The sequence below is a fragment of the Stenotrophomonas sp. A3_2 genome (genome assembly GCF_036624925.1).
Lineage (GTDB): Bacteria > Pseudomonadota > Gammaproteobacteria > Xanthomonadales > Xanthomonadaceae > Stenotrophomonas > Stenotrophomonas hibiscicola.
Window position 1 is genome coordinate 148,612 of record NZ_JAZKVY010000194.1, and the last position, 25,629, is coordinate 174,240.

27 protein-coding genes and 6 tRNA genes are annotated in these 25,629 nt (G+C 65.0%); 15 read left to right on the plus strand and 18 right to left on the minus strand.

What is annotated here, in order from left to right; translation table 11 throughout:
- Nucleotides 1–13: 13 nt before the first annotated feature.
- The 15 genes from R5H29_RS06350 to R5H29_RS06420 form a co-directional block, all read right to left on the minus strand.
- Nucleotides 14–379, minus strand: coding sequence for a hypothetical protein (locus R5H29_RS06350; protein ID WP_005412414.1), 366 nt, complete (start codon nucleotides 377–379; stop codon nucleotides 14–16).
- Nucleotides 376–714, minus strand: coding sequence for a hypothetical protein (locus tag R5H29_RS06355; protein ID WP_050483582.1), 339 nt, complete (start codon nucleotides 712–714; stop codon nucleotides 376–378). The genes R5H29_RS06350 and R5H29_RS06355 overlap by 4 nt, the downstream gene beginning before the upstream one ends.
- On the minus strand, nucleotides 696–2,570 hold the full coding sequence (locus R5H29_RS06360) for a DNA polymerase (protein WP_049417451.1): 1,875 nt from the start codon (nucleotides 2,568–2,570) through the stop codon (nucleotides 696–698). Before R5H29_RS06360 ends, R5H29_RS06355 begins: the two co-directional genes overlap by 19 nt.
- A gap of 12 nt (nucleotides 2,571–2,582) precedes the next feature.
- Nucleotides 2,583–3,233 (minus strand): hypothetical protein, encoded by a 651-nt coding sequence (locus R5H29_RS06365; RefSeq protein ID WP_005412416.1) that lies wholly within the window; start codon nucleotides 3,231–3,233, stop codon nucleotides 2,583–2,585.
- Nucleotides 3,234–3,243: 10 nt separating this feature from the next.
- Nucleotides 3,244–3,492, minus strand: a complete 249-nt coding sequence (locus R5H29_RS06370) for a hypothetical protein (RefSeq protein WP_005412417.1) — start codon at nucleotides 3,490–3,492, stop codon at nucleotides 3,244–3,246.
- A gap of 165 nt (nucleotides 3,493–3,657) precedes the next feature.
- On the minus strand, nucleotides 3,658–5,124 hold the full coding sequence (locus tag R5H29_RS06375) for a toprim domain-containing protein (protein ID WP_005412418.1): 1,467 nt from the start codon (nucleotides 5,122–5,124) through the stop codon (nucleotides 3,658–3,660).
- A gap of 151 nt (nucleotides 5,125–5,275) precedes the next feature.
- A complete protein-coding gene (locus R5H29_RS06380) occupies nucleotides 5,276–5,455 on the minus strand; it encodes a hypothetical protein (protein WP_004154591.1) in 180 nt (59 codons plus the stop codon).
- Complete coding sequence (locus tag R5H29_RS06385; protein ID WP_004154592.1) at nucleotides 5,452–5,838, minus strand: helix-turn-helix domain-containing protein; 387 nt, start codon at nucleotides 5,836–5,838, stop codon at nucleotides 5,452–5,454. Before R5H29_RS06385 ends, R5H29_RS06380 begins: the two co-directional genes overlap by 4 nt.
- A gap of 11 nt (nucleotides 5,839–5,849) precedes the next feature.
- Nucleotides 5,850–6,212: an N-acetylmuramoyl-L-alanine amidase gene (locus R5H29_RS06390; RefSeq protein ID WP_004154593.1), complete on the minus strand. Its 363-nt coding sequence runs from the start codon at nucleotides 6,210–6,212 to the stop codon at nucleotides 5,850–5,852.
- A complete protein-coding gene (locus tag R5H29_RS06395) occupies nucleotides 6,213–6,650 on the minus strand; it encodes a RusA family crossover junction endodeoxyribonuclease (RefSeq protein WP_157178715.1) in 438 nt (145 codons plus the stop codon).
- Nucleotides 6,634–7,299, minus strand: a complete 666-nt coding sequence (locus R5H29_RS06400) for a hypothetical protein (protein WP_004154595.1) — start codon at nucleotides 7,297–7,299, stop codon at nucleotides 6,634–6,636. Before R5H29_RS06400 ends, R5H29_RS06395 begins: the two co-directional genes overlap by 17 nt.
- Nucleotides 7,299–7,457 (minus strand): hypothetical protein, encoded by a 159-nt coding sequence (locus R5H29_RS06405; RefSeq protein ID WP_154267700.1) that lies wholly within the window; start codon nucleotides 7,455–7,457, stop codon nucleotides 7,299–7,301. Before R5H29_RS06405 ends, R5H29_RS06400 begins: the two co-directional genes overlap by 1 nt.
- Nucleotides 7,457–7,741, minus strand: coding sequence for a hypothetical protein (locus R5H29_RS06410; protein ID WP_005412421.1), 285 nt, complete (start codon nucleotides 7,739–7,741; stop codon nucleotides 7,457–7,459). The genes R5H29_RS06405 and R5H29_RS06410 overlap by 1 nt, the downstream gene beginning before the upstream one ends.
- The gene (locus tag R5H29_RS06415; RefSeq protein WP_005412422.1) at nucleotides 7,734–7,877 is read right to left on the minus strand and encodes a hypothetical protein; all 144 of its coding nucleotides are present in this window, start codon (nucleotides 7,875–7,877) and stop codon (nucleotides 7,734–7,736) included. The genes R5H29_RS06410 and R5H29_RS06415 overlap by 8 nt, the downstream gene beginning before the upstream one ends.
- Nucleotides 7,878–7,921: 44 nt before the next feature.
- On the minus strand, nucleotides 7,922–10,357 hold the full coding sequence (locus R5H29_RS06420; RefSeq protein WP_005412423.1) for a DNA-directed RNA polymerase: 2,436 nt from the start codon (nucleotides 10,355–10,357) through the stop codon (nucleotides 7,922–7,924).
- A gap of 561 nt (nucleotides 10,358–10,918) precedes the next feature.
- Between R5H29_RS06420 and tig the strand changes: the two genes are divergently transcribed.
- The 11 genes from tig to R5H29_RS06475 all read left to right on the plus strand — a co-directional run bounded on the left by tig (nucleotide 10,919) and on the right by R5H29_RS06475 (nucleotide 20,213).
- Nucleotides 10,919–12,214 carry a trigger factor gene (gene tig / locus R5H29_RS06425; RefSeq protein WP_332328929.1) on the plus strand — a complete coding sequence of 432 codons (1,296 nt, stop codon included), beginning with the start codon at nucleotides 10,919–10,921 and terminating at the stop codon, nucleotides 12,212–12,214.
- 74 nt (nucleotides 12,215–12,288) lie between these two features.
- Complete coding sequence (gene clpP / locus R5H29_RS06430; RefSeq protein ID WP_019659528.1) at nucleotides 12,289–12,915, plus strand: ATP-dependent Clp endopeptidase proteolytic subunit ClpP; 627 nt, start codon at nucleotides 12,289–12,291, stop codon at nucleotides 12,913–12,915.
- 126 nt (nucleotides 12,916–13,041) lie between these two features.
- The gene (gene clpX, locus R5H29_RS06435) at nucleotides 13,042–14,331 is read left to right on the plus strand and encodes an ATP-dependent Clp protease ATP-binding subunit ClpX (RefSeq protein WP_049466059.1); all 1,290 of its coding nucleotides are present in this window, start codon (nucleotides 13,042–13,044) and stop codon (nucleotides 14,329–14,331) included.
- Nucleotides 14,332–14,474: 143 nt separating this feature from the next.
- Nucleotides 14,475–16,925, plus strand: a complete 2,451-nt coding sequence (gene lon / locus R5H29_RS06440) for an endopeptidase La (RefSeq protein WP_164144120.1) — start codon at nucleotides 14,475–14,477, stop codon at nucleotides 16,923–16,925.
- Nucleotides 16,926–17,142: 217 nt separating this feature from the next.
- Nucleotides 17,143–17,415 (plus strand): HU family DNA-binding protein, encoded by a 273-nt coding sequence (locus R5H29_RS06445; RefSeq protein ID WP_005408270.1) that lies wholly within the window; start codon nucleotides 17,143–17,145, stop codon nucleotides 17,413–17,415.
- Nucleotides 17,416–17,426: 11 nt separating this feature from the next.
- Nucleotides 17,427–17,501, plus strand: a tRNA-Val gene (locus R5H29_RS06450).
- Nucleotides 17,502–17,526: 25 nt separating this feature from the next.
- A tRNA-Asp gene (locus R5H29_RS06455) sits at nucleotides 17,527–17,603 on the plus strand.
- An 84-nt stretch (nucleotides 17,604–17,687) separates the two neighbouring features.
- A tRNA-Asp gene (locus tag R5H29_RS06460) sits at nucleotides 17,688–17,764 on the plus strand.
- Between the two features lie 87 nt (nucleotides 17,765–17,851).
- A tRNA-Asp gene (locus R5H29_RS06465) sits at nucleotides 17,852–17,928 on the plus strand.
- 105 nt (nucleotides 17,929–18,033) lie between these two features.
- A tRNA-Asp gene (locus R5H29_RS06470) sits at nucleotides 18,034–18,110 on the plus strand.
- A 147-nt stretch (nucleotides 18,111–18,257) separates the two neighbouring features.
- A complete protein-coding gene (locus R5H29_RS06475; RefSeq protein ID WP_332328930.1) occupies nucleotides 18,258–20,213 on the plus strand; it encodes a peptidyl-prolyl cis-trans isomerase in 1,956 nt (651 codons plus the stop codon).
- A 208-nt stretch (nucleotides 20,214–20,421) separates the two neighbouring features.
- Here R5H29_RS06475 and R5H29_RS06480 read toward each other — a convergent pair whose 3' ends face one another.
- Nucleotides 20,422–21,621 carry a lytic transglycosylase domain-containing protein gene (locus tag R5H29_RS06480; protein ID WP_155029031.1) on the minus strand — a complete coding sequence of 400 codons (1,200 nt, stop codon included), beginning with the start codon at nucleotides 21,619–21,621 and terminating at the stop codon, nucleotides 20,422–20,424.
- Entirely contained in the window at nucleotides 21,618–22,382 is a 765-nt protein-coding gene (gene gloB / locus R5H29_RS06485; RefSeq protein ID WP_021204521.1) for a hydroxyacylglutathione hydrolase, read from the minus strand. Before gloB ends, R5H29_RS06480 begins: the two co-directional genes overlap by 4 nt.
- A gap of 11 nt (nucleotides 22,383–22,393) precedes the next feature.
- Between gloB and R5H29_RS06490 the strand changes: the two genes are divergently transcribed.
- Genes R5H29_RS06490 through dnaQ form a run of 3 tightly spaced genes read left to right on the plus strand, consistent with a single transcriptional unit; the run spans nucleotide 22,394 to nucleotide 24,240 of the window.
- The gene (locus tag R5H29_RS06490; protein ID WP_019659522.1) at nucleotides 22,394–23,038 is read left to right on the plus strand and encodes a hypothetical protein; all 645 of its coding nucleotides are present in this window, start codon (nucleotides 22,394–22,396) and stop codon (nucleotides 23,036–23,038) included.
- A gap of 13 nt (nucleotides 23,039–23,051) precedes the next feature.
- Nucleotides 23,052–23,504 (plus strand): ribonuclease HI, encoded by a 453-nt coding sequence (gene rnhA, locus R5H29_RS06495; RefSeq protein WP_019659521.1) that lies wholly within the window; start codon nucleotides 23,052–23,054, stop codon nucleotides 23,502–23,504.
- 4 nt (nucleotides 23,505–23,508) lie between these two features.
- Nucleotides 23,509–24,240, plus strand: coding sequence for a DNA polymerase III subunit epsilon (gene dnaQ, locus R5H29_RS06500; protein ID WP_019659520.1), 732 nt, complete (start codon nucleotides 23,509–23,511; stop codon nucleotides 24,238–24,240).
- A 110-nt stretch (nucleotides 24,241–24,350) separates the two neighbouring features.
- Here dnaQ and R5H29_RS06505 read toward each other — a convergent pair whose 3' ends face one another.
- The gene (locus R5H29_RS06505) at nucleotides 24,351–25,055 is read right to left on the minus strand and encodes a PP2C family serine/threonine-protein phosphatase (RefSeq protein ID WP_019659519.1); all 705 of its coding nucleotides are present in this window, start codon (nucleotides 25,053–25,055) and stop codon (nucleotides 24,351–24,353) included.
- Nucleotides 25,056–25,219: 164 nt separating this feature from the next.
- Between R5H29_RS06505 and R5H29_RS06510 the strand changes: the two genes are divergently transcribed.
- Nucleotides 25,220–25,310 (plus strand) — tRNA-Ser (locus R5H29_RS06510).
- The last annotated feature ends 319 nt before the right edge of the window (nucleotides 25,311–25,629 follow it).

Genomic DNA, 25,629 nt, shown 5'->3' on the forward strand with positions numbered 1-25,629 from the left:
GGAGTGCGTGCCCTCAATGACGGTCGGCTGGAGGAACTGCTCCGGCACGACTTTCGAGGTGTGCGCGGCGCAGCTCGTCAGGAATGCGGCGAGACAGGTAATCGCCAGTTTCCGGGTCAGCATTTGCTGCAATCTCCACAGAGCGGTTGGTGGTGGCGCGGGCGTTCCGCAGCGCTGCATCGAAGGCAGAGCGGCGCACGGCTTCGCGGTTGAGGGTCTCGACGGTCTGCTTGAGGTCGGCCAGTTCCTTTGCCGACTCCTCCAGCTCCGTCACGCGCTGGGCCATTGCGGTGTACTTCCAGGCTGCGAAGCCGCCTGCCGCGAGCGCGGCAACGACCAGCAGCGCCGCGAGGGCGCGCAGGATGTTGGTTGGGTTCATCGGTTCTCTTGGACGTAACAGGCGACTCGCAGAAGCTCCGAGGGAGTCGCGTCGGACTTGATCTGATTCGCGCGTGCGGAGATCACGCGCACGTTGCCCCGGACGTAGCCGAGGTCAGGTTCGATGCGGTCGAGCGTGGGTGAGTTGGGGCCTTGGGCCTTGCGCCCGACAGCGCGGTACAGCGGGATGCCCAGTGCCGGGCAGAAGTCGGGGACCACGATGTCGTCCGACGTGAGGTCGAACGGCAGTCCCTTCCTAGCTGCCCGGCGTTTCGCTTGGCGCACCAGGGCGAGTGCAATGTCCCGCTTGCCGCGGGTCAGTGCGTCTCGGCCCAATTCCTTCCGATCTTGAACTCGCCATCGAGCGGACAGCGGAAGCCGAAGTAATCGCCAGCCTTGCGGATGGCAGCCTGGGCGGTCTTGCCCACGAACTCGGCCTTGTCCTCGTCCACTTCGATTTGCCACTCGTCATGGACGTTGGCGAGGAACTCGTAGTGGACGCCCGGCACCAACCCTGCGGCTTGCAGGTCGGCGTCGAGGATCACCAGGGCTTTCTTCATCACCAGCGCACCGGCCGACTGGAGCAGGGTATTGAGCGCGGCGTGGTCGCTGCGGATGTGCAGCTTCCGGCCGTCGAGACCGATCAGGTATCCCTTCTCGGCCGCGCGCTTCTTGACCCCGCGTACCAGCTTCTCCAGCGCAGGCAGCCCGGCCAGGAACTTCGAGCGGAGCTTCGCCCCGGCCTGGCGACCCTTGCCAACGATGGAGCCGAGCTTCGCGTCGCCTGCCCCATAGAGGAAGGCGTAGATGAAGGTCTTGGCGTTGTCGCGGGTTGGCAGTCCTGCCGCCGATTGGTTGACGGAGTGGATGTCGCCTTCGAGGATGACCTTGGCGTACTCGCCGCCGTCGTGCTTTGCCATGAAGTGCGCCAGGCAGCGCAGCTCCAATCCCGAGGCGTCCGCGCCGACCTGGAGCTTCCCTGTTGGGACGCAGAACAACGAGCGGCACTCGAATCCGTAGCCGCCTTCCTGGCCCTTGAGGATTCCCTTCTCCTTCGAGTGCTGGACCTTCGGCACCTGAGCGATGTTCGGCTTCGAGTGCGTCATGCGGCCGGTCACCGCTGCGTTCTGATTCACGCTGCCGTGGATGCGGCCGTCCTTCTTGATGGCCTTGAGCCACGCCTCGTCGCCTTCGGCGAGCTGGCCGAGGCGCTTGTTGACGATGAAGTGCTCCAGCAGGAGCGGGATGATCGGGAACTTGAGCGCGCCCAGGACTTCTTCGTCGATCTTCGGCTGGCCCTTCTCGGTGAACTCCTGGGGCTGCCAGCCGTACATTGCAGTCAAGCGGTCAGCAATGTGCTGGCGGCTTGCCGGGTTGAACACCACGTCCTTGTAGGTCGTGACCTCCACGCCCTTGACGTAACCGCGGCGCTTGTCGTCGCGCTTCGGTACGAACTTGCGCTTCACCACCTTCCACGGCGGAATGACCTTGCGCAGCTCGGCCTCCAGCGCAGTGCGCCGGGACACGAGGATGCACTCCAGCTCACGCGCCTTCTCCTGATCGAACAGGTAGCCGTAGCGCTGCTGACGCGAGAGGATCGGCGCGACGGCCTGCTCCAGCTCGATGGCCTCGGTAGGGAGGCCCTTGCTCATCAGCAACGCGAACAGCGCTTGCGTGACCGCAACGTCCTGGTCGCAGTAGTCGTCCATTTCCTGAGACCACTGTGCCCAGGGATCGAGGCCGCGTGCGGCCATCTGCGCCGCGTAGTCGCCTTTCCAGCGACCGAGGCGGTAGCCCCACGCTTCGAGGGCGTGGCGGCCGATCAGCTTGCCCGGCAACACCGGGTTCGCTCCCTGCTTCTTGCGGGCCTTGAAGTCGCGGTCCTTGAGGTCCGGGTAGACCAGCGTGGACATCAGCAACGTGTCGAAGTACGCCTGGACCTTGAAGTCCGGGAACACCTTGGCGATAGCCGGAATGTCGAATCCGGCGATGTTGTGGCCGACAACGCGCTTGGCCTTCTTGAGCCTCTCGACGGCCTGACGGACTGTCATTTCGCCCGTGCCGTGATCGTTGGCGGACAGGATGGGACCGCGCGGTGCGCCGGTCTCATCTACCTCTTGGAGGGAAATGCAGTGGATCGTGTCAAGTTCGTCGAGGAGGCCATTGGTCTCGCAGTCGAATACGAGGATCAACGGCGGTCCTCCTTACGGGTAGCCGTGGTTGGTTACGGGGATTGCGCGGACGCGGCGGCGGGCGCGGAGGATGTACTCCGGCTCGGGGGCCTTCGGCGGCGTGTGGACGCCCTGCGGCGCGTGGCCGGGGAAGTCGTCGTCCTCGAACAGTTCGTCCTGCTCGGGCTGGTCGGGATGCAGCGTGTAGCCGTAATCCTCGACGTAGTGCGTGATGCGGCGGATGGTGCGCTCGGTGCCGTTGTTGTTCAGCACGAACAGCAGCTTCTCCGATGCGTCGGCAACCGCGCCTTCGAGGGATACGACCACCACCTCGTCGGTGCTGGGTTCGTAGATGGCGACGTGGGCGCAGCACCGCAGATCGAACCGGGCGCAGTGCTCGTGCGGCGTACCGAACTCGAAGCCGATCAGGCTCACGAGGTGACCCTCGGGCGAGCGGAAGTTGCGGATGCCGTTCGGAGCGGCCTCGCTGGTCCAGTCGTTACGGCCGCTCAGGTACGCGGCCACGTAGGTGTAGCTCGCCAGTGACACGAAGAAGCAGTCGATGTCCTTGATTTCGGTCCCGTCGTAGAACGCGCGCAGGCTTCCGCCACCCAGGATCACCAGGTGGCGGACTTCGGCCGGCAACACGTCGAACAGGGACCGAGCGTGTTGCTCGGCAGTCATGGTTGGTCCCTTAGCGGATCAGGTTGGTGAAGCGCTCGGCGACGCGCAGGGCGCGCTCGGCTTCTTCCTCGTGCTCGTCGGCCTGCGAGTGCAGGACATCGGCCTTGTCGCGCAGCGTCGATGCGGTGGCGATGCGGTCGGCGCTGATCTTGAACAGCTTGTCCACCTGGCCCTCCAGCACCTTCACCACGTCGGTCACGGTGTCCTTGCGGAACGGAGCGGTCAGCAGGTCGATTGCGATGGCGACGATCTCTTTCATTGGGGTAGTTCCTCGGCTTTGATGTGGATGACCACGCGCCGCCCAGGCTTGCCGTACATGACACGGCAGGCTTGGTCGGAGCGCGGGAGTTGGTAGGGGAGAACGAGGCTCTCAGCGAAGGAGAGCGGCGCATCAGCTGGGATGAAGCCGACGACCGAGCGGCCGTCAGTAGTCGGAGGTGGATACATCGGATGACTCGTCGGCGAAGTCGCCGTATTCGCCCGGAGCATCTGCATTGAGCAGGCGGCCGGATGCGTGGTCGTAGCTGTAGTAGAGAACCTGGCCGTTCGACTGGCCGGTGAAGCGATCCTTTAGGACGCGGAAGGTCGTGCAGTTGCGCTCGGCCTCGTTCTCGGCCTGCGTGTTGCGCTCCAGGCCGAACGCGAAGTGCGTCCAGAAGCCAATCGCGCGGCTGCCCTTGAAGTGGCGGAGCATCACGCGCCCGCCTTCCTCGTGTGGCTTGCCTTCCGGCGTGGCGAGGTGCGAGACCAGGTAGATGCAGATGAGGTGGCGCTGCGCGAACTGCGCGATCTTCGCCATCGTGTCCTCCAGCATCTTCCGCTCGTCCTCGGCACCGGCCGCAAACGACGTGAGGTTGTCGAGGACGATGTGCTTGACGCCCTCGGCGACGACCATGTGGGCCATCTTGGCTTCGATCACGTCCCACTCGGACGAGCCGAAGTGGTCGTAGATGAACACCTGGCCCTTGTCGAGAATCTCGAACGCGGCTTCCAGCTCCTCCTGCGTCCAGCTCCCATCGGGGACGTGGAAGCGGCGGCCAGCAACCTTGCCTGCCATGCGCTTCGCCGTCTCGACCGGCTGCTGCTCCAGGAAGAACAGGCCAACGCGGTCGCCGGTTTCCTGCGCGATGAAGGCTGCTTCCTCCATCAGCCAGTCGGTCTTGCCGATGCCGGTGCCCGCGCCGAAGGTGTAGACCTCGCCGTACCGCTTGCCGTAGGTCAGCGCGGTGAGGCGCGGGTCGTGCCAAGGCATGCCCATCGAGACCGGCTTGAGTGCCTTCTCCTTGAGGGAGCCGAACGTCACCACTCCATCGGGGCGCTTGGTCTGCGCTTCGTAGATGGCGCGGGTGATCGCCTCGGCATCGCCACGCTGGAGCAGCTCGTTCGGGTCTTTCGCCGGGAGCTGTGCGATCTTGGCCTTGCCGGGAGTCAGCAGCAGCGCCACTTCCTGCGCGGCGGCTTGGCCCGGTTCGTCCATGTCGAACATGAGCACAACCTCGTCGAAGCCGTTGACCCACTCCAGCTCGCGCTTGATGGACTTGGCCGCGCCTTGCGCTCCGTTCGGAACGGACACCACCGGCCAGCGGAGGCCGAGTGCCTGCGCCACGGAGAGCGCGTCGATCTCGCCTTCGGTGATGACGAGGCGTCGCCCCGGTTCGTAGAGGTGCTGGCCGAACAGCCCGCACGCCTTCGAGTCGCCGATGAATGAGAACTTCTTGTCGGGGTAGCGGAGCTTCTGCGCGACGATGCCGCCATCGCGCTTGTAGTTGGCGATCTGCACGGTCTTGCCGTGCTTGTCCTTGCCGATCCAGTAGCCGTACTTACGGCATGCTTCCTCAGTGATACCGCGCTTCGCCAGGGCTTGCGGTTCACCCTTCGCAAAGTCGCTCATGGTTTTCCTGCTGGTGGGTTGAGAGACCTCCTCGCCTTCGGCTGGCTCGTAGTGACCGCAGCCGAAGCAGTAGCCGTGCCCGTCGCTGTAGCGCGCAAGGTTGTCCTTGCTGCCGCAGTTCGGGCACGGCTCTTTGTGGAGGTATTCGGAGTCAGCGCTTTGCACGCTCCACGGACCACATGCGCTTGCGGTAGGAAATGCCGAGGCGACGATTCAGCGCACCCTTGACGGTGCGGCCCAGGCCGCGGAACGGCTTGTCGGCGCGCGCCCATGCGCGCTCGAAAGCCAGGCGCATCGCGGACGGAATGACGGTGGTAGCGGTGTTGGTCATGCGTTCTTCTCCAGCAGGAACTTGGTGAATGCGGCGACTTCTTCGGTCGCATCGTTGGCGTCGAGGCCCAGCTCGTCGGTGCAGTAGTTGCGATACAGCTGGAGCAGCGCATCGACGCGGTACTGCTTCGGAGCGCGGCGCGCTTCCAGGAGCGGAGCCTTGCTGCGGCGCTGACGGCGCGACAGGCGATAGCGCGTGTACCGCTGCCCCGAGGCGTCCTCGCAGGTCTGCGTTTCGATCTCGAAGCCAGCAGCGCGCAGCTCATCGACGCGCGAGGCGAGGCGGCGGATGCGGTAGACGCCTTCGGCCTGCCACGAGGTCAGGTGCGAGTGGCGACGCAGGTGATCCAGGACGACCTGGGTTTGCGGGGGCAGCGGTTTCACGTTGGGTTCTCCTATCGAGGGAAGTCAGGTGCCCACACGACGGGCTTGCCGTAGGCGGCGAGCAGGCGTCGCAGCGCGGCGTGTTGGGCTTCGGTGAAGTTGTCCTCGGGCTGCATGGCGTCGTTGACGCCGCCCAGGAGGCAGACTTGGTATGCGGATTGGTTGTGCTTACCGGCGAGAGCGCCGGGCTGATTCAGCGGGCGACCGTCGTAGATCGAGCCGTCACGTTCGATGACGAAGTGGACGGCGATCTTCGAGTAGCCCTGCGAGCGGTGCAGGCGTGCGAGTTCTTCGCCGGTCGTGACCTGCTCGGGGCGGGTCATGCTGGCGAGGACGAACAGCGCCTCTACCGATTCCAGAGGTTTGAGGCGCACTTAGAGTTTGTAGAGGTGGACTTCGGTGCGTGGTTCTTCGTCCGGCTGCGCCCAGCGCTTACCGGAGAGCAGCCACATGACTTGCTTGTCGTCGGCCCAATAGCCGGTGGCTTTGGTCACAACGTCCATCGGCCCCTTGGCGAGGTTGTCCACGTCGCCCTTGGGAAACGCGGCCTTCGAGGTCTTGGCGCGTTTGCATACCGCGATGATGACCACTAAAACCGGATCGGTCGGCGACAGGTCCAGATCACCGGCTGGCAGATGCTTCTCTGCGGCTTCCTTCCAGGTCTTGTAGGTCTTGCCGTAGTAGACGCCCCAGCGCGAAACCTTCGGGCGCGAGGCGGGCACCGGGTCAAACGGGAACGTGAGGGAGGCCAAATGCTTGGCCCCCCTCGCGGTGTTCACGATGACCGACAGCGGATCAGTAGTCGCCGTCATCGCCCTCGTCGTCGGAGTCGCTGTCGTCGTCCGAGTCGTCATCGCTGTCGCTGAACGGCGCGCTGTCGGCGGCCTCGTAGCCGTCCTCCTCGCCGAAGCCGTAGTCCTTGGCGTTGCGCTGGCCGAACTCGACCAGCTCGATCACCTGGACGGCGACCATGTAGCAGGTCAGGTAGAACTTCTTGGCCGATTCGACGAACGAGCCGCCGATCTCGTAGGAGACCTTGAGTTCGCTGCCGCCGCCGATCTGCGGCGGGTTGTCGATCTTCTTGCCGCGGGCGTCGAAGATGTCCGGGCGCATGGTGAACTTCTTGCCGGTGCGCTTGCTGACGCCGCTGGCCTTCATCTTGAACTTCACCAGCACGCGGCCGGTGTCATCGCCGTTCTCGTCGGTTTCTTCGGTGAACACCGGGGCCACTTCGGCACCCTTCTTCTTCTTCGGGTTCTCGCTCAGGAACTCCTGGAACAGCTCGTCGCGCCGGGTTTCCAGCTTCTTCGCCAGCGCCTTGAAGTCCTTGTCGTTCGGGTCGAACGCCAGGCTCACGGTGTATTCGCCTTCCGGCTTGAACTTGGTGTCCGGTTCGTTCAGGCGCGGCCACACGGCGGTGCCCTTGGGGGAGACGAATCGTTCGCGCTTCTTGGTTGCCATCAGTTGTCGGTCTCGTAGTTGGTCGGGAGATAGATGCCCGCGCGCCACAGGTCAGCGGCGGCGGTCAACGGGGTGTCGGCGGAAATGCCGAAGGCTTCGTCGATGTCGAAGCCGATGAGCGCCTCGTCGATGAAGGCGTCGGTGATCGGGTCACGCATCACGGGTAGTGCGGTTTCAGCTCGCGCTCCGCGTAGCGGCGCACGGCGTTGAGGGTGTTGACCTGCCGGTAGCGGCAGTCCTGCTCCATGCGCGAGACGACCCGCAGCACTTCCATCGGATCGAGGCCGAGCACTTCGCAGAAGTTCTTGAAGGCGCACGCCAAGCCGATCACCTGATCGGCCGGGTGGCCGAGGGACTGCACGCTGTCGATCACTACGAAAGCGCCGCGTGCGGCGCTCTCGGCAGAACGTGAGTGCAGTCCGTCGATGACGCGATCACGCACCTGCGTGCAGCTCCGTCATGCGGTGCTTGAACTCCTCGACCGTGCCGTGTTCGGCCGGGTTGTAGATGCCGAGGACCACACCGAAGTGGTCCTGGGCAACGTAGGTGTTCAGTGCGTGCTGGTAGTTGATGCTCATGTTGATGTTCTCGCTTGGGGTATCAATTGCCAAAGGGGGATGGACTAGGCAAAGAAATAGCGCGACTCCAGCACCAGGCTGAGGTCCAGGTCGCCATGCGGCGGGAGGGGTGGGAGTTTCTCTGCCGCTTCTGGCGGGAGCTGCTCGACGAGTTGCTGTCGGAAGTCGGCCAGTACGTCGCCGCTGTATTGATCGACGAACGCCTGCCGGAGTGCGGCGGCGAGGATTGCTGCCTGGCCCGCGTGCGTACCGTAGGAGTCGTGGATCATGGCGAACGACTCGATGCCGTTCTCTGCCGCGAGGCAGGTGGTCAGCATCATGTGGCTGGCGTCGCAGGAGTGGACGAAGTTCGGACTGATCCCGAGGGTCTGCCTGCGACGGTCGAGCTTAGTACCGCCGATGTTGACCACTAAATTCACCTCGCGGCCTCCGACGTGCGGCCGGATGCGGACGCCTTCCTCCTCGCGGTACTCCTGGAGGACCGGGAAGCCAGCGGGGGTCGTCCAGCTCACCGGCAGGTCGGCCGACGAGGCGACCTTGGAGGCGTCACGCAGCCAGTCCATCGCCGCGCGGGCTGCGATCACGACCTCGCCGATGCACTCCCACAGCAGGGTCGCCAGGTACTCGGCGGTCTCCCAATCGTCCTCCATGCCCAGCTTCTTGAACTTGGAGAGCACCTGGGCGCGCATGCCCGACTTCGTGACGCCGTAGGGCAGCGTCATCACCGGCTGCTTCACGATGTCGCGGGTGAGCTGGCCGTCCAGCTTGATCGCCAGCGGGTCGCCGCTCTCGGCACGGGCGCGCAGCTTCTCCTGGGCCACGTCTTTCACGCGCGAATAGATGTCGGCGGGCTTCGGCTGCGGGATCAGGTTGGTGGCTGCACCGCCCACGGAGTCGCGGAGCATGGCCGAGAAGTTCTGGAGGCCGTTACAGGAGCCGTCGAGCGCGATGGGCAGATGGGAGACGTGATCGCGGCCGTTGAGGCTGTAGCCGAGCCACTCGAAGCACGCTGCCAGCGCGCAGAACGGGCTGTCGGCGTCCATCCAGAAGCGTTGGCCGTCCAGCGGATCGAGGGCGCTGTCGAGAATCTGCTCCTCGTGCTCGCGCACCCAGGCCACGCGCTCCTCGAACGACACCTTGTCCACGCCGAAGCAGTTGGCGACGTGGATGGCGAGCCAGTAGGCACCGTCCTCGCCGAGCGGCACGCCTTGGGCGAACGTCAGCAGGCCCTTGGCCGCATCATCACCCTGCGGGGTCAGCGTCGGGGGCAGGGGGTAGCACCGGCCGCGGAAGTCGAGGTTGTGAGGGAAGTAGATCGCGGGGTACTCGGCGAACTTCTCCGCCAAGGCGATCTTCTGCGCGGCGGCGAGGCGGGTGGACACGCTGCGCGCGTTGGCCTCGTAGACCTTGGCGCGGTCGCGCTTCCATTCCTTGAACTCGTCGGCGTGGTGCTCCTTGAAGTAGTCCGGGTCGGTCTCCAGCAGGGCAGGGCGGCTCGGCAGGTCCATCAGTTCACGCTCCGGCAGCCCGGCGACACCGCCGCCTGCGTTCCACAGCTCGCGCATGACCTCTAGGACGGGCACGTTCACCTTCCAGGCGGTTGCCTGGATGGCGTTGAGGGCCTGGTAGACGTTGGGCATATCGACCAGCGCCAGCTCGCGCTTGTAGGCGCGGTTGCGGGTACGCACGAGGTCAGCCCGGCCGCCGATGTCGGTCAGGTAGCCGCCGTCGCGGGGCGTGGTCCACGGACGGGGCGGGACGACCATCGGCATCAGCACCGGCTGGTACAGGGCGGCGCTGTCGTGGGCCTTGGTCAGCCAGTCGAGCACCTTCTGATTCCCGGCGATGAGCAGGTGGCGCTTGCCGCGCTCGGCGACGGTGACCAGCTCGACCAGCCCGGTCGCCTCGACGAACAGCTCGATGAGCTTCATGCCCACCAGCAGCGCGTCCTTGTCGGACAGGTAGAGGCGCTTGTCGTCCTCGGGGGCGAACTCGGCGTCGGCGATGACGTGCCGCATGACGGCGGTGGAGTGCCGGGCCGAGGTGGACTTCTTGAGCTGCTCCTGGACGACCCGGTACAGGCCGGGGTGCTTCTCGCGGAGCAGGGAGAAGTTGATCTCGTTGGCGACCTCGTGGCCCAGGGTGATCGCCACGGACACCGCCTTGCGGTGATCGGCGACCAGCGCGTTGACGCAGGTGAAGCTGGTCAGATAGGCGAGGGCGTGGGGGTTCAGGTGGCGGATGAATTTGAGGGCGGCGTGGCGCTTGCCCGGCTTGCCGGTGTCGGCTTCGGCCACGAACGCCATGATCGCGGCGGCGGTGGCGTCGATGCTCTCCATGACCAGCTTGCGGCCGGGGCCGGTCTCGGCCTCCTGGCGCTGCTCCCTGATCTTCTCGTAGCGGGCAATGCCCAGGCTGGTGCTTTCCTTCTCCAGTTCGAGCTGGGCGGCGTGCAGGTCGTTCTCTTGCCAAGTCGTCATCGTTTGCCCTCGGGGGATGCAAAAGTCAAAACGGGAGGACCGCACCGGGGGCTGCCCGGTACGGTCCTGAGTGGTTCGGTTGTTGGTCCTGGGTGGACCTATGTGGAACTGTAGTAGTCCTCGGTGGTGAACAGCAATGAGTAGTTCTGAATGGTTGTCCTAGGAGGAGGTCCGCCGAAGATGACCACTTTATTCGGCGTCACCTGGTGTCACCTGTCGCGGCACCCGGCGTCACCTATATGTCACCCGAAGCGTCACCTGATAGACTGGAACGCTGTAAGTAGTTGAGTGGTCAGCACTAATCGGCAGGGGCTTCGGGATTTAGGTTCCAGTGCCGCAAGGCGTGGGGGTTCGAGTCCCCCCTTTCGCACCAGTGCCGGCCTGTCCCCGCCCTGATCGGGCCATCTGCGCCCCTTGACCGGCACGCGCTGGCAGTGCAGGCCGAATTGGGCGAAACTAAAGGGCTGCGGCAAGCAGGCGCGTCCCAGACGTCGCGTCCTTACAACCGTTTCATCCCAATCATCGAGCCGGGGGCGTGGGCCACCGGTGGCAGGAGTCAACATGCAAGCTTCGATCGAATCCACCGGCAACCTGGAACGCCGCCTGAGCTTCTCGCTGCCGGAAGAGCGTCTGCAGAGCCACATCGCCGGCCGCTTGGGCGAAATCGCCCGTACCACCCGCATCAAGGGGTTCCGTCCGGGCAAGGTGCCGGCCAAGGTGATCGAGCAGCGCTTCGGCGCGCAGGTCCGTGGCGAGGCGCTGGACGGCCTGCTGCGCGAAACCTTCGACGCGGCCGTGCGCGAGCACGACCTGCGCGTCGTCGGCAGCCCGCGCATCGACAAGGGCGACGAGGGTGAATTCTCCTTCGTGGCCACCGTGGAAGTGGTGCCGGACTTCGGCGACATCGACGTCAGCAAGCTGACCGTCGTGCGTCACACCGCCGAGATCACCGAAGCCGACGTCGACCAGATGATCGAGAACCTGCAGAACCAGCGTCGTACCTGGGCCCCGGTCAGCCGTGGTGCACAGGAAGGCGACCTGGTCGCGGTGGAAACCTGGTCGCAGGCCGGCGAAGAGCGCCTGCCGGCCGAGGGCACCGAGAAGGGCTCGATCGTTCTCGGCCAGGGCATGATGTTCGACACCATCGAAAAGGGCCTGGTCGGCCTGGCCAAGGGCGAAGAGAAGACCCTGGACGTCGAGTTCCCGGCTGATTGGCGCGTGCCGGTGCTGGCCGGCAAGACCGTGCAGGTCACCGTCAAGGTTGCCGAAGTGTCCGAGCCGGTCGTGCCGGCGGTCGACGAAGCCTTCATCAAGAGCTTCGGCGTGAAGGGTGGCGACGTCGCGCAGTTCCGCAGCGACATCCGCGCCAACCTGGAGCGTGAGCTGAAGGGCGCGCTGATGAACCGCCTGCGCCGTGAAGTCGGCGAGCAGCTGATCGCGGCCTACTCGTCGGTCGAAATGCCGCCGCGCCTGGTCGAGAACGAAGCCCGCGCCATGCTGGCCCAGCAGGTCGAGCAGCTGCGCCGCAACGGCCAGAACGTCGGCGAGATCCCGGCCGATGCCCACGAAGGCTTCAAGGACGCTGCCGCCAAGCGCGTGCTGGTCGGCCTGCTGGTCGGCGAAGTGGCCCGCATCAACGACCTGCGCCTGGAAGCCAAGCGCCTGAACGAAACGATGCGTCTGATCGCTTCGACCTACGAAGAGCCGGAGCAGGTCATTGAGATGTACCGCAACGACCCCCAGCTGATGTCTGGCCTGCAGAACCGTGTGATGGAAGAGCAGGTGATCGACTGGATCGCCGAGCGTGCCCAGCACACCGAAGAGAAGCTCTCGTTCCAGGACGCGATCCGCCAGTAAGCCGGCGGATCACCGGATGCCCCGCGCCTTTGCCGGCGCGGGGTTGTTGCCCCCCAAGATAGGTACCTCACGTAATGGACAACCGAACCAAAGCCCTGAACCTGGTTCCGATGGTGGTCGAGCAGACCAGCCGCGGCGAGCGTGCCTACGACATCTATTCGCGCCTGTTGAAGGAGCGTCTGATCTTCCTCGTGGGCCCGATCGACGATCACATGGCCAACGTGGTGGTGGCGCAGTTGCTGTTCCTGGAATCGGAAAACCCGGAAAAGGACATCAACATCTACATCAACTCGCCGGGTGGCGTGGTCACCGCCGGCATGGCGATCTACGACACCATGCAGTACATCAAGCCGAATGTGAGCACCACCTGCATCGGCCAGGCCGCCTCCATGGGCGCCCTGCTGCTGGCCGCGGGCGAAGCCGGCAAGCGCTACGCGCTGCCGAACTCGCGCGTGATGATCCACCAGCCGCTGGGTGGCTACCAGGGGCAGGCCACCGACATCGACATCCATGCGCGAGAGATCCTGACCCTGCGTTCGCGCCTGAACGAGATCCTGGCCAAGCACACCGGCCAGTCGCTGGAGACGATCGCCCGCGACACCGAGCGCGACAACTTCAAGAGCGCCTTCGAGGCGCAGGCCTACGGTCTGGTCGACCAGGTCCTGGAGCGTCGTCCGGATGAGTCGATCCAGGCCGGTTGACCGGCCTTCACGGGGCCATGGAGGCCCCGTTCCTGCAGGGTCGGGCGGGACTGGTGTCCCCTCGGCCCTGTGCTATTCTCGAATCGAACCCCCGTTCAGCGGGTGGGGTAACTGGGTAAGCGAAGCATGAGCGAAGACCGCCAAGGTCGTTCCACGGACACCGGCAAGATCCTCTACTGCTCTTTCTGCGGCAAGAGCCAGCATGAAGTGCGCAAGCTGATTGCGGGTCCGAGCGTATTCATCTGCGATGAGTGCGTGGAGCTGTGCAACGACATCATCCGTGAGGAGCTTGAGGAGAAGGCGCAGTCGGCACGCAGTTCGCTGCCCAAGCCGCGCGAGATCCTCGAGGTCCTCGACCAGTACGTGATCGGCCAGAACCGCGCCAAGCGCACCCTGGCCGTGGCCGTCTACAACCACTACAAGCGCATCGAGAGCCGGCAGAAGAACGACGACGTCGAACTGGCGAAGTCGAACATCCTGCTGGTCGGCCCGACCGGTTCGGGCAAGACGCTGCTGGCCGAAACCCTGGCCCGCCTGCTCAACGTGCCGTTCACCATGGCCGACGCCACCACGCTGACCGAAGCCGGTTACGTGGGCGAGGATGTGGAGAACATCATTCAGAAGCTGCTGCAGAAGTGCGACTACGATGTCGAGAAGGCGCAGCAGGGCATCGTCTACATCGATGAAATCGACAAGATCTCGCGCAAGAGCGAGAACCCGTCGATTACCCGCGATGTATCCGGCGAAGGCGTGCAGCAGGCCCTGCTGAAGCTGATCGAAGGCACCGTGGCCAGCGTCCCGCCGCAGGGCGGCCGCAAGCATCCGCAGCAGGAATTCCTGCAGGTGGACACCAAGAACATCCTGTTCATCTGCGGTGGCGCGTTCGCCGGGCTGGACAAGGTCATCCAGGCCCGTTCCACCGACATCGGCAGCATCGGCTTCGGTGCCAAGGTGAAGAGCAGCGAGCGCAAGCAGGAAGTGGGCAAGGTGCTGGCTGAGGTCGAGCCGGAAGACCTGATCAAGTTCGGCCTGATTCCCGAGTTCGTCGGCCGCCTGCCGGTGGTCGCGACCCTGGAGGAGCTGGACGAGCCGGCCCTGATCAAGATCCTGACCGAGCCGAAGAACGCCATCACCAAGCAGTTCAAGAAGCTGTTCGAGATGGAGAATGTCGAGCTGGAGTTCCGTCCGGACGCGTTGTCGGCCATCGCCAGGAAGGCGCTCAAGCGCAAGACCGGCGCCCGTGGCCTGCGCACCATCGTCGAATCGGTCCTGCTGGACACCATGTATGACCTGCCGTCGCAGGAGAACGTCAGCAAGGTGGTGGTGGACGAATCGGTGATCGAGCACAAGTCCGAGCCGTACCTGATCTACCAGACCCCGGCGGCCCCTGAACAGAAGGCCGCAGGCGCCGAGTGATCCTTCCAGGTTGTTGATTGGAAAGGATTTTAAAGGAATGCCTTGCATCTGAAAGCCGATGGCCCCATAACGGGGCCATCGGCTTTTTTTGTCTCCGGAAGATGCCCTCCCGGAGGCGGTTTTCCCCCTTCCCTGGAGCCCCCATGGCCCGTTCCCCAAGTGAAACCCTCGACCTGCCGGTCCTGCCGCTGCGCGACGTAGTGGTGTTCCCGCACATGGTCATCCCGCTGTTCGTCGGCCGTGACAAGTCCATGCACGCGCTCGAACAGGCAATGGAGGCGGACAAGCGCATCCTGCTGCTGGCGCAGAAGTCGGCCGAAACCGACGACCCGCATGCGGCCGACCTTTACCAGGTCGGCACGCTGGCGCAGGTGCTGCAACTGCTGAAGCTGCCCGACGGCACCATCAAGGTGCTGGTCGAAGGCCTGTCGCGCGTGCAGGTCACCCACGTCGACGAGCGCAACGGTTCGCTGCACGGCCAGGCGGTGGAGATCGAGGCCACCGACGAGCGCGAAGCGCGCGAGGTCGAGGCGATCGCCCGCTCGCTGATGTCGCTGTTCGAGCAGTACGTGAAGACCAACCGCAAGCTGCCGCCGGAGCTGCTGCAGACGCTGTCGGGCATCGATGAGCCGGCGCGCCTGGCCGACACCATCGCTGCGCACATCAGCGTGCGCCTGGCCGACAAGCAGCGCCTGCTGGAAACGCTGGCCGTCGGTGACCGCCTGGAGATGCTGGTCGGCCTGGTCGACGGCGAGATCGACGTGCAGCAGATGGAGAAGCGCATCCGCGGCCGCGTGAAGTCGCAGATGGAGAAGAGCCAGCGCGAGTACTACCTCAACGAACAGATGAAGGCCATCCAGAAGGAACTGGGTGACCTGGACGACGCGCCGGGCGAGCTGGAAGAACTGGCCCGCAAGATTGCCGAGGCCGGCATGCCGAAGGCGGTTGAAGCCAAGGCGCGCAATGAACTGAACAAGCTCAAGCAGATGTCGCCGATGTCGGCTGAAGCCGCCGTCGTGCGCAACTACCTGGAGTGGCTGCTGGGCGTGCCGTGGAAGAAGCGCAGCAAGGTGCGCAAGGACCTGAAGGTGGCGCAGGACACCCTCGATGCCGATCACTACGGCCTGGAGAAGGTCAAGGAGCGCATCCTTGAATACCTGGCGGTGCAGTCGCGCGTGAAGCAGATGAAGGGCCCCATCCTGTGCCTGGTCGGGCCGCCGGGCGTGGGCAAGACCTCGCTGGGCCAGTCCATCGCCAAGGCCACCAACCGCAAGTTCGTGCGCATGTCGCTGGGCGGCGTGCGTGACGAGGCCGAGATCCGTGGCCACCGCCGTACCTACGTCGGTTCGATGCCGGGCCGCATCGTGCAGAACCTCAACAAGGTTGGCAGCAAGAACCCGCTGTTCGTGCTGGACGAGATCGACAAGATGTCGATGGACTTCCGTGGCGATCCGTCGTCGGCGCTGCTGGAGGTGCTCGACCCGGAGCAGAACAACGCGTTCAACGACCACTACCTGGAAGTGGACCTGGACCTGTCCGAAGTGATGTTCGTGGCCACCTCGAACTCGCTCAACATTCCCGGCCCGCTGCTGGACCGCATGGAAGTGATCCGCATCCCCGGCTACACCGAGGACGAGAAGCTCAACATCGCCACCCGTTACCTGGTGCCCAAGCAGGTCAAGGCCAACGGCCTGCAGCCGGAAGAACTGGAGATCGGCAGTGACGCCATCCAGGACATCGTGCGCTACTACACGCGCGAATCGGGCGTGCGCAACCTGGAACGCGAGATCGCCAAGATCTGCCGCAAGGTGGTGAAGGAGATCGCGCTGGCCGGCCCGCAGCCGGTGAAGGCGAAGAAGGGCGCGAAGAAGCCCAGGGCGCTGGTCAATGTGTCCAGCAAGAACCTGGACAAGTACCTGGGCGTGCGTCGCTTCGACTTCGGCCGTGCCGAGGAAGAGAACGAGATCGGCCTGGTCACCGGCCTGGCCTGGACCGAGGTCGGTGGCGATCTGCTGCAGATCGAATCGACACTGGTGCCGGGCAAGGGCCAGCTGATCCTGACCGGCCAGCTCGGCAACGTGATGAAGGAATCGGCTTCAGCGGCGCTGTCGGTGGTGCGTTCGCGCGCCGTCGGCTTCGGCATCGACAGCGACTTCCTGCAGAAGCACGACGTGCACCTGCATGTGCCCGATGGCGCTACGCCGAAGGACGGCCCGAGTGCCGGCGCGGCGATGGTCACCTCGCTGGTATCGATGCTGACCAAGGTGCCGGTGCGTGCCGACGTGGCGATGACCGGTGAGATCACCCTGCGTGGCCGTGTCACCGCCATCGGCGGCTTGAAGGAAAAGCTGCTGGCCGCATTGCGGGGCGGCATCCGCACGGTCATCATTCCGGAAGAGAACCGCAAGGACCTTGCAGACATTCCGGCAAACGTTACCCGCGATCTGCAGATCGTGCCGGTGAAGTACATCGAGGAAGTGCTGGACCTGGCGTTGGAGCGCCCGTTGGCACCGAAGAAGGCACGCAAGAGTGCGCAGCGTGTCACGGTGCGCAGCAAGGCCAAACCGAGTGGAAGTGCGCGCGTCAAGCATTGACGCGCACCGTCCAATGGCCCGAAACCCGCGTCGTTGCTGGCTTTCCAGCTTGCGTGGGGGTAGGGCCACTGGTATAAAAGCAGCACTCGCGAATGAGTGATCGCTGTCAGCGATGACTGAATCGGCGAACCGTTTCCACATGGCGGCCGCATGCAGAAGGCGTGCGGTTGCTTCCCTGTCGAATAAGCGGAACCCACCGCCAAAGGAGTTGTAGAGAATGAACAAGACCGAATTGATCGATGCCGTTGCTGAAGCTGCGGACCTGACCAAGGCCGAGTCCAGCCGCGCTGTCGATGCCGTCGTTGCTGCCATCACCAAGGCGCTGAAGGACGGCGATGCGGTCACCCTGGTTGGCTTCGGTACCTTCCAGGTCCGCGACCGTGCTGCCCGCACCGGCCGCAACCCGAAGACCGGCGACACCATCAAGATCGCTGCTTCGAAGAATCCGTCGTTCAAGGCTGGCAAGGCTCTGAAGGATGCTGTAAACTAAGCGGCTCGCTGGGGTGCTTAGCTCAGCGGTAGAGCGTCTCCTTTACACGGAGAGGGTCGGGGGTTCGAAACCCTCAGCACCCACCACAGCACCGCGGTAACGTTTGAGTGTGGAGCGGTAGTTCAGCTGGTTAGAATGCTGGCCTGTCACGCCGGAGGTCGCGGGTTCGAGTCCCGTCCGCTCCGCCATTCAACGAGGCCTCCGGCCAAAAGCTGGAGGCTTTGTTTTCTCCCAGGTCCAGGCCGATGGGAAAACAAAAAAAGCAACAATGCGGAGCGGTAGTTCAGCTGGTTAGAATGCTGGCCTGTCACGCCGGAGGTCGCGGGTTCGAGTCCCGTCCGCTCCGCCACTACATCAAGGCCCCCGGCCTAAAGCTGGGGGCCTTGTCTTCTCCCTGGAAGGTTCGGGAAGAAGGCGAAGAGGTTCTTGCAAGAACGGAGCGGTAGTTCAGCGGGTTAGAATGCTGGCCTGTCACGCCGGAGGTCGCGGGTTCGAGTCCCGTCCGCTCCGCCATTGCAGAGTCTTAAATCCCTGTGAAAAAACTTTGAAAAAAGTGTTCATCGGGCTGGGTTTCCAGGGAGTCTTCGGATATACTGGGCGCCTGCAAAGTTTCAGCGCGGAGCGGTAGTTCAGCTGGTTAGAATGCTGGCCTGTCACGCCGGAGGTCGCGGGTTCGAGTCCCGTCCGCTCCGCCAACTCTAAAAGCCCTCGGCGCAAGCCGGGGGTTTTTTCTTTAGCCCGTCGCAAAGTGATGCGCAGGCCGCGCCGCCGCTGCTTTTGGTCCCTGCGGCGAAGCGGGTTACACTGCCGGGCTCGCCAATCAGGCCTTGTGATTCCTCACCATGCTGCAGAAACTCCGCGACAAGACCTCAGGCTGGATCGTCACCGTGATCCTGGGGCTGCTGATGATTCCGTTCCTGTTCGTGATCGACAACAGTTACCTCGGTGGCGTTGGCGCTCAGAACGTGGCCAAGGTTTCCGCCCCGCCGACCTGGTGGCGTTCGGCACCGTCGTGGTGGCCGGTGCGCATGCTGTGGCAGCACCATGAGATCAGCGCGCAGGATTTCCGCACCCGTTTCGAGCAGGAGCGCATGCGTGAGCGCCAGCAGCAGGGCGAGAACTTCGACCCGCGCGCTTTCGAGAGCACCGAAAACAAGCTGGCCGTGCTCGACCAGCTGATCGATGAGCAGGTCGTGCGCCTGGTCGGTGAACAAGCCGGCGTTGTCATTGGCGATGGTGCGGTGCGCGAGTACATCGCCACCATCCCGGCCTTCCTCGATTCGAACGGCAAGTTCAACGAAAACAACTATCGCCTGGCCCTGGCCGGTGGCAATCCGCCGCGTACCCCGACCCAGTTCCAGGAACTGGTGCGCGAGAGCCTGCAGCAGTCGGTGATCCCGTCGGGCCTGCAGAATTCGGGCTTTGTCACCCAGGCCGAAACCGAGCGCCTGCTGAAGCTGCTGGGTGAAACCCGCGACGTCGAACTGGCCGCGTTGCCGGAAGTACCGGCTGACACCGCGCCGGTGACTGACGCGCAGATCAAGCAGTGGTACGACAGCCACGGCAAGGATTTCCGCCAGGCCGAGAGCGTCTCGCTGGAATACGTCGAGATCAACGGTGCGAACCTGCCGGCACCGACTCCGGCCGATGAAGCGACCCTGCGCAAGCGCTATGAAGAAGAAAAGGCGAAGTTCACCTCGCCGGAGCAGCGCCAGGCCTCGCACATCCTGATCACCGGTGACGGCGCCGAAGCCAAGGCGAACAAGATCGCTGCCGAAGCCAAGGCGGCCGGTGCCGACTTCGCTGCGCTGGCCAGGGCCAATTCGGAAGATCCGGGCTCCAAGGACCAGGGCGGTGACCTGGGCTGGGTCGAGCGCGGTGCGATGGTCAAGCCGTTCGAAGACGCACTGTTCGCTGCCAAGGCCGGTGACGTGATCGGCCCGGTCAAGACCGACTTCGGCTACCACATCATCAAGGTCGCCGCGGTGCGTGGCGGCGAAGGCAAGTCGTTCGAGGAAGTACGTGACACGCTGGCCGCCGAGCAGCTGAAGGCCGACGGCGAACGCGGCTTCAACGAGCTGGCCGGTCGTCTGGTGGATGCCATCAACAAGAGCCCGAGCGATCTGGCCGCTGCGGCCAAGGAAGTCAACCTGCCGCTGCAGACCCTGGGGCCGATCACCCGCGCAACCGCCAGTGGCATCGCCGCTGACCCGGCCGTGCTGCGTGCCGCCTTCTCTGAAGTGCTGGTGCAGGACGGCACTGCCAGCGACCCGATTGCGCTGGGCGGCGCGACCAACCACAGTGTGGTCATCCGTGTGGCCGCCCATACCCCGGAACAGGCCCTGCCGCTGGACAAGGCCCGCGAGCAGGTGATCGCCGCGATCCGCGCTGACCGCCAGCGCCAGGCCAGCGACAAGGCCGCCGACGCCGTGCTGGCCAAGCTGAAGGCGGGCGCCACCCTGCAGTCGCTGGCCGCAAGCGAGAAGCTGCAGCTGAGCCCGATGCCGGGCCTGCCGCGCAGCCAGCCGGTGCCGACCCCGGAAATCAACCGCGCCATCTTCAGCGCGCCTGTGCCGGCCGAAGGCAAGCCGAGCTACGGCAAGGTCGACGTCAACGGTCACGCGCTGCTGTTTGCAGTGAACAAGGTCAACCCGGGCGACATCAAGGAAGTGACCGCCGAGCAGCAGAAGCAGCTCAAGGAGCAGCTGAGCCAGATCGATGGCATGGCCGCAGCCAAGGCCTACGTGGATGCGATGCGCAAGAAGTTCATGATCCAGACCACCGAAGCGAACCTGTAAGCCTCGCGGCGAGCAGATCGAAGAAGGCCCGGCATTGCCGGGCCTTTTTTTGTCTTCGCGTCGTTTGTGTCGCGCTTGCGCTTTGGCAGTGGTCGAGCTTGCTCGACCGCCTTTTGTAGAGTCGAGCCGTGCTCGACTGCATCTGCTGCGCGCAGGCATGAAAAAGCCGAGCATGGGCTCGGCTCTACAGGAGGGCCTGGCTGGCGCGTCAGTCCTCGACGCGCAGCACCGCGCCCGGCTTCAGCACGCTGCTGCCACTCAGGCCGTTCAGTGACAGCAGCGCCTTCACCGGCATGCCATAGCGACGGGCGATGGTCCATGCCGACTCGCCATCGCGCACGGTGTGGCGGCGGCTGCGCGGGCGATCGGCAATCGCGGCGACGGTCTTGGCCGCCTGCGGCGCCGGTGTGGTCGTGGCAGCCGGTGCGGTGCTGGCCACCAGCGTGGTCGCGGTTTCCGTCACCGTCGCATTGGCGGCCGAGACCGGGGCCAGCACCCGGGTGGTTCCCGAGGCACGGTTGCCGGCGGCCAGGGCCGGGTTGAGGCGGGCGATCCTGGCAGGGTCCAGGGCGCGTTGTGCGGCCCACTGCTGGATGCTGGTGCCGGCCGGCAGGGTGTGGTCCTTCAGCACCGGCACGGTGCGGTCCAGCGAGGCCATCACGCCGGGCTGGTCTTCCACGTCCTCCAGCACGCAGGCCAGGGCATGCAGCTTCTCGACATAGGCATGGGTGACCGGTGACAGGCCGGGCAGCGCCGATGGCTTGGCGTTCTGCGCGTTCATGCCGGCCTTGCGCATGGACTGCAGGACCCGGTACTCGCCGGCGTTGTAGGCCATGGTGGCCAGGCGCCAGTCGCCGCCGAACATGCCGTGCAGGGTCTTCAGGTAACGTACCGCGGCCTGGGTGGAATCGACCGCCGACAGGCGGCCGTCGTAGCCGTTGGACATGGGCACCCGATGGTTGCGCGCGGTGGTGGCGATGAACTGCCACAGGCCCGTCGGACCGCTGCCATTGCGTGCATTGGGCCGATAGCCACTTTCCACGAACGGAATCAGTGCGAATTCGGTGGGCAGGTTGGCCTTGCGCAGCTCTTCGACCACGTAGCCGAACAGCACCAGCGCATCGTCATCCTGGTTGGCCAGGCGTGAGGGAGCATGGGCGAACTGCTTCTGCCAGCGCGGGCTGGTGGCCTCGGCATCGCAGCTGGGCTCGGCCAGGCCGTCGCGGAAGCTTGTGAAGATCTCCTGGCCGTTGCGTACCGAAGCGGCCGGCAGCGCCGATGGATCCAGCGGCAGCGCAGCGGCAGCGGTCAGGTTCTGGCTGATGCCTGCGCCCAGCGACTGTGCGCCTGCGGTTCCTGCCAGCCCCAGCGCAAGGCCCAGGGCCAGCGGCAGACTTCGGCGCATCATGCGCGGAAGCCGTCTTTCCAGTGCCGGAGACCGGCCATCACGTCGACGTCGTCCACGACGTCACGGCCCAGGTGCGCCGCCACCGACGCACGGATCGGCGCCGCGTGCACACGCAGGAAGGGATTGCAGTCGAATTCGCTGGCCAGGGTTACCGGCAGGGTGGAACGGTCATCGCGGCGCATGGCCAAAGCCTCCTCTTGGCGCTGCCACAGGGCAGCGTTGGCGGGGTCGACATGCCGCGCGAAGACGGCATTTGACACGGTGTACTCATGAGCGCAACAAAGCAGCAGTTGCGCGGGCAGGGCACCCAGCTTGCGCATCGACGCCAGCAGCTGGGACGGCGTACCTTCGAACAGGCGTCCACAGCCCAGGCTGAACAACGAATCTCCGCTGAAAAGATGTTCAGCAGTGTGAAACGCGATGTGGCTGCGGGTATGCCCGGGCACGGATAGTACGTGGAACGTCCGGCCCAGTGCCTGAACGCGTTCACCTTCACCGACGCGGTGGGTCGCAGTGGGAATGCGCTCCTCGACCGGCGCGATCACCCGGACGCCGGGAAAACGCGCCTGCAGCGCGGGCACGCCACCGATGTGGTCATCGTGATGATGGGTGAGCAGGATCGTGTCCACGCGCAGGCCCTGATCGGCCACCGCAAGCACCGGCGCGGCATCGCCGGGATCGATGACCACGGCGGCGCCATCGTCGTCGATCAACGTCCAGATGTAGTTGTCCGCAAATGCGGGCAGGGCAGTCAGTCGCATAGAATTGGACCATGCCCGCGCTGCAGAGCACCCGTCAAGCGAGCCAGACCCCGTGGTTCGACAGTGAACCGGCGGAATCCCTGCGCGTGCTGGAGCGGCAATTACTGCTGCCGCAGCTGTCAGTGCTGCCGGCACAACCCTGGTTGTGGATCGCGCCAAGCGCGTGCTGGCTTGATGATGCGCAGCTCGGCGGGCGTGGCCTGCGCCTGTTCCGGCAGGGGCAGGGCTATGCCGGCGATACCCGCTGCGCACTGCCGCTGCCGCTGGCCAACGAGAGTGTCAACGCGATCGTGCTGCAGCATGTGACCACCGGCGATGCCGACCAGCTGCTGGATGAGTGCGAGCGCGTGCTGATGCCGGGCGGCCACCTGTGGCTGAGCAGCCTCAATCCGTTCAGCCCCTACCGTACACATTGGCGCCAGCACGGACTGGTGGTGCGCACGCCGCAGCGGATTCGCCTGCTGCTCGGCCGCCACGGGCTGGAGTGCGACGATATGCGTTACATCGGCCCCCTCTGGCGCGGTGCCGGCAGCCGTCGCCCGGGCGGGTGGGCGCCACTGCGCGCGGCCTGCCTGTTCCATGCTGAAAAGCGCACGCTGGCCCTGCCCGGGCCGACACCGCTGCCGGTGCGCTGGCACGGCACCGTAGCCACCTGATTCTGGAGTTGTATTGAAAACCATCGAAATCCACACCGACGGTTCCTGCCTTGGCAATCCCGGCCCCGGCGGCTGGGCTGCACTGCTGCGCTACAAGGGCCATGAGCGTGAACTGAGCGGCGGCGAAGCGCACACCACCAACAACCGGATGGAGCTGATGGCCGCCATTTCCGGGTTGGAGACGCTGACCGAGCCGTGCAACATCGTGCTCTACACCGATTCGCAGTACGTGCGGCAGGGGCTGACCCAGTGGATGCCGGGCTGGATCCGCAAGAACTGGAAGACCGCCGGCGGTGAGCCGGTGAAGAACCGCGAGCTGTGGGAGCGCCTGCATGCGGCCACGCTGCGGCACCAGATCGACTGGCGCTGGGTGAAGGGCCACTCCGGCGATCCGGACAATGAGCGGGTGGATACCCTGGCCCGCAACGCGGCCATCCAGATCCGCGACGCCAGCCCGGTAAACTGAGCCCATGCGTCAGATCATCCTCGATACCGAAACCACCGGCCTGGAGTGGAAGAAGGGCAACCGCATCGTCGAAATCGGCTGCGTGGAGCTGTTCAAGCGCCGCCCGACCGGCAACAACTACCACCAGTACATCAAGCCGGACTGCGAGTTCGAACAGGGCGCGCAGGAAGTCACCGGCCTGACCCTGGAGTTTCTGGCTGACAAGCCGGACTTCGCGCAGATCGCCGATGAATTCCTTGCCTTCATCGATGGCGCCGAGCTGATCATCCACAACGCGGCGTTCGACTTGGGCTTCCTCGACAACGAACTGTCGTTGCTGGGCCCGCAGTACGGGAAGATCACCGATCGCTGCACGGTGATCGATACCCTGGTGATGGCGCGCGAGCGCTTCCCGGGCCAGCGCAATTCGCTGGATGCGCTGTGCAAGCGGCTGGGCGTGGACAACTCGCACCGTGCACTGCATGGCGGCCTGCTCGATGCGCAGATCCTGGGTGACGTCTACATCGCGCTGACCTCGGGGCAGGAAGAGATCGGATTCGGCCTGGGGGATGACGATGGCGGTGGCGCCGGTGCGGCGCTGCAGGCCTTCGATACCAGCAAGCTGCTGCCGCGCCCGCGCGTAGTGGCCACGCCGTCGGAGCTGGAAGCGCATGCCGCGCGGCTGGAGCGGTTGCGCAAGAAGGCCGGCCACGCGCTGTGGGATGGTCCGAAGGTGGAAGAACCCGTCAGCGCGTAATACATCGAGGTAGTGCCGGCCGCTGGCCGGCATCTACGTGATACGGGGTTTCCCGGTGAGCCGGCCAGCGGCCGGCATTACCGCATCCACGCGTGGAGTGGATCTACCGGTCAATGGCAGCGCACCAGGATCACGCTGATGTTGTCGCGGCCACCGCCGTCGAGTGCGGCTGCGACCAGCGTGTCCACGCATTCCTGCGCGCTGGCATCTTCGTAGGCGAGGGTGCGGGCGATACTGCGGTCGTCCACCTCCTCGGTCAGGCCGTCACTGCACAGCAGCAGCTGCATTCCCGGGCGCAGTTCACCGCTGGTGGTGGCCACGTTCAGGTGTGCCGGATCGGTCACGCCCAGCGCCTGGGTAACCACGTTGCGATGCGGATGCGCACGCGCCTGTTCGGCGGTCAGGTTTCCCTGCGCGACCAGTTCCTGCACCACGCTGTGGTCCTGGCTGAGCTGTGCCAGCTGTCCATCGCGCCACAGGTAGGCGCGGCTGTCGCCGACCCAGGCCACTTCATAGCGGTTGCCCTGCACGCGCGCGGCGACCACGGTGGTGCCCATCGGCAGGCTGTCATTGCGACGGCGTGAGGTGCGGATGATCTCTTCGTCGGCGGTGCGGATGGCCTGGGCCAATGGCGCGCCACGGCGTATCTCGCGCACGATGGTTTCGCGTGCCAGCGCGCTGGCCACTTCACCGCAGGCGTGCCCGCCCATGCCATCGGCCACCAGCCACAGGGCCAGCTCGCTGTCACCGTAGTAGGTGTCCTCGTTGAGCTCGCGGCGCATGCCGGGGTGGGTGAGGTGTCCGAATTCGATCATGGGGGCTGGGGCAGGGTGTTGCTGGGGAGACAGGCATCATCGGGTGGCCGCACGCATCCGGCAAGGCATGCGCCCAGGAAATTTCCACTTCATGGGCCGGAATGACTTGTCGTCGGCCTCACTTCCTCGTATGATGCGCGTCCCCGGTCCGCCGGGGACCACCCGGAGAGGTGGCAGAGTGGTTGAATGTACCTGACTCGAAATCAGGCAGGCGTTTATAGCGCCTCGGGGGTTCGAATCCCCCCCTCTCCGCCAGATAAAGAAAAAGGGCTGCCTTTCGGCAGCCCTTTTTCTTTATCTGGCGCGGGACGCGACGCGCTCTGCGCGTCGCCCCAAACGTTGCTGCGCAACGGTATGGGCCCCTCCCTTTGCCGGCCTCTCCCCGCCCCTGTCGGGGCAGCCCCTCAACAGAGGGGCTTGGTCCTCCAGATGGATCACGGGAGATCCGCGCGGTGCGTGGATGCGCGGCGGGCATCCCGCCGTAGTGACCCTGTACTGATCTGGCGCGGGACGCGACGCGCTCTGCGCGTCGCCCCACACGTTGCTGCGCAACGCGTGGGCCCCTCCCTTTGCC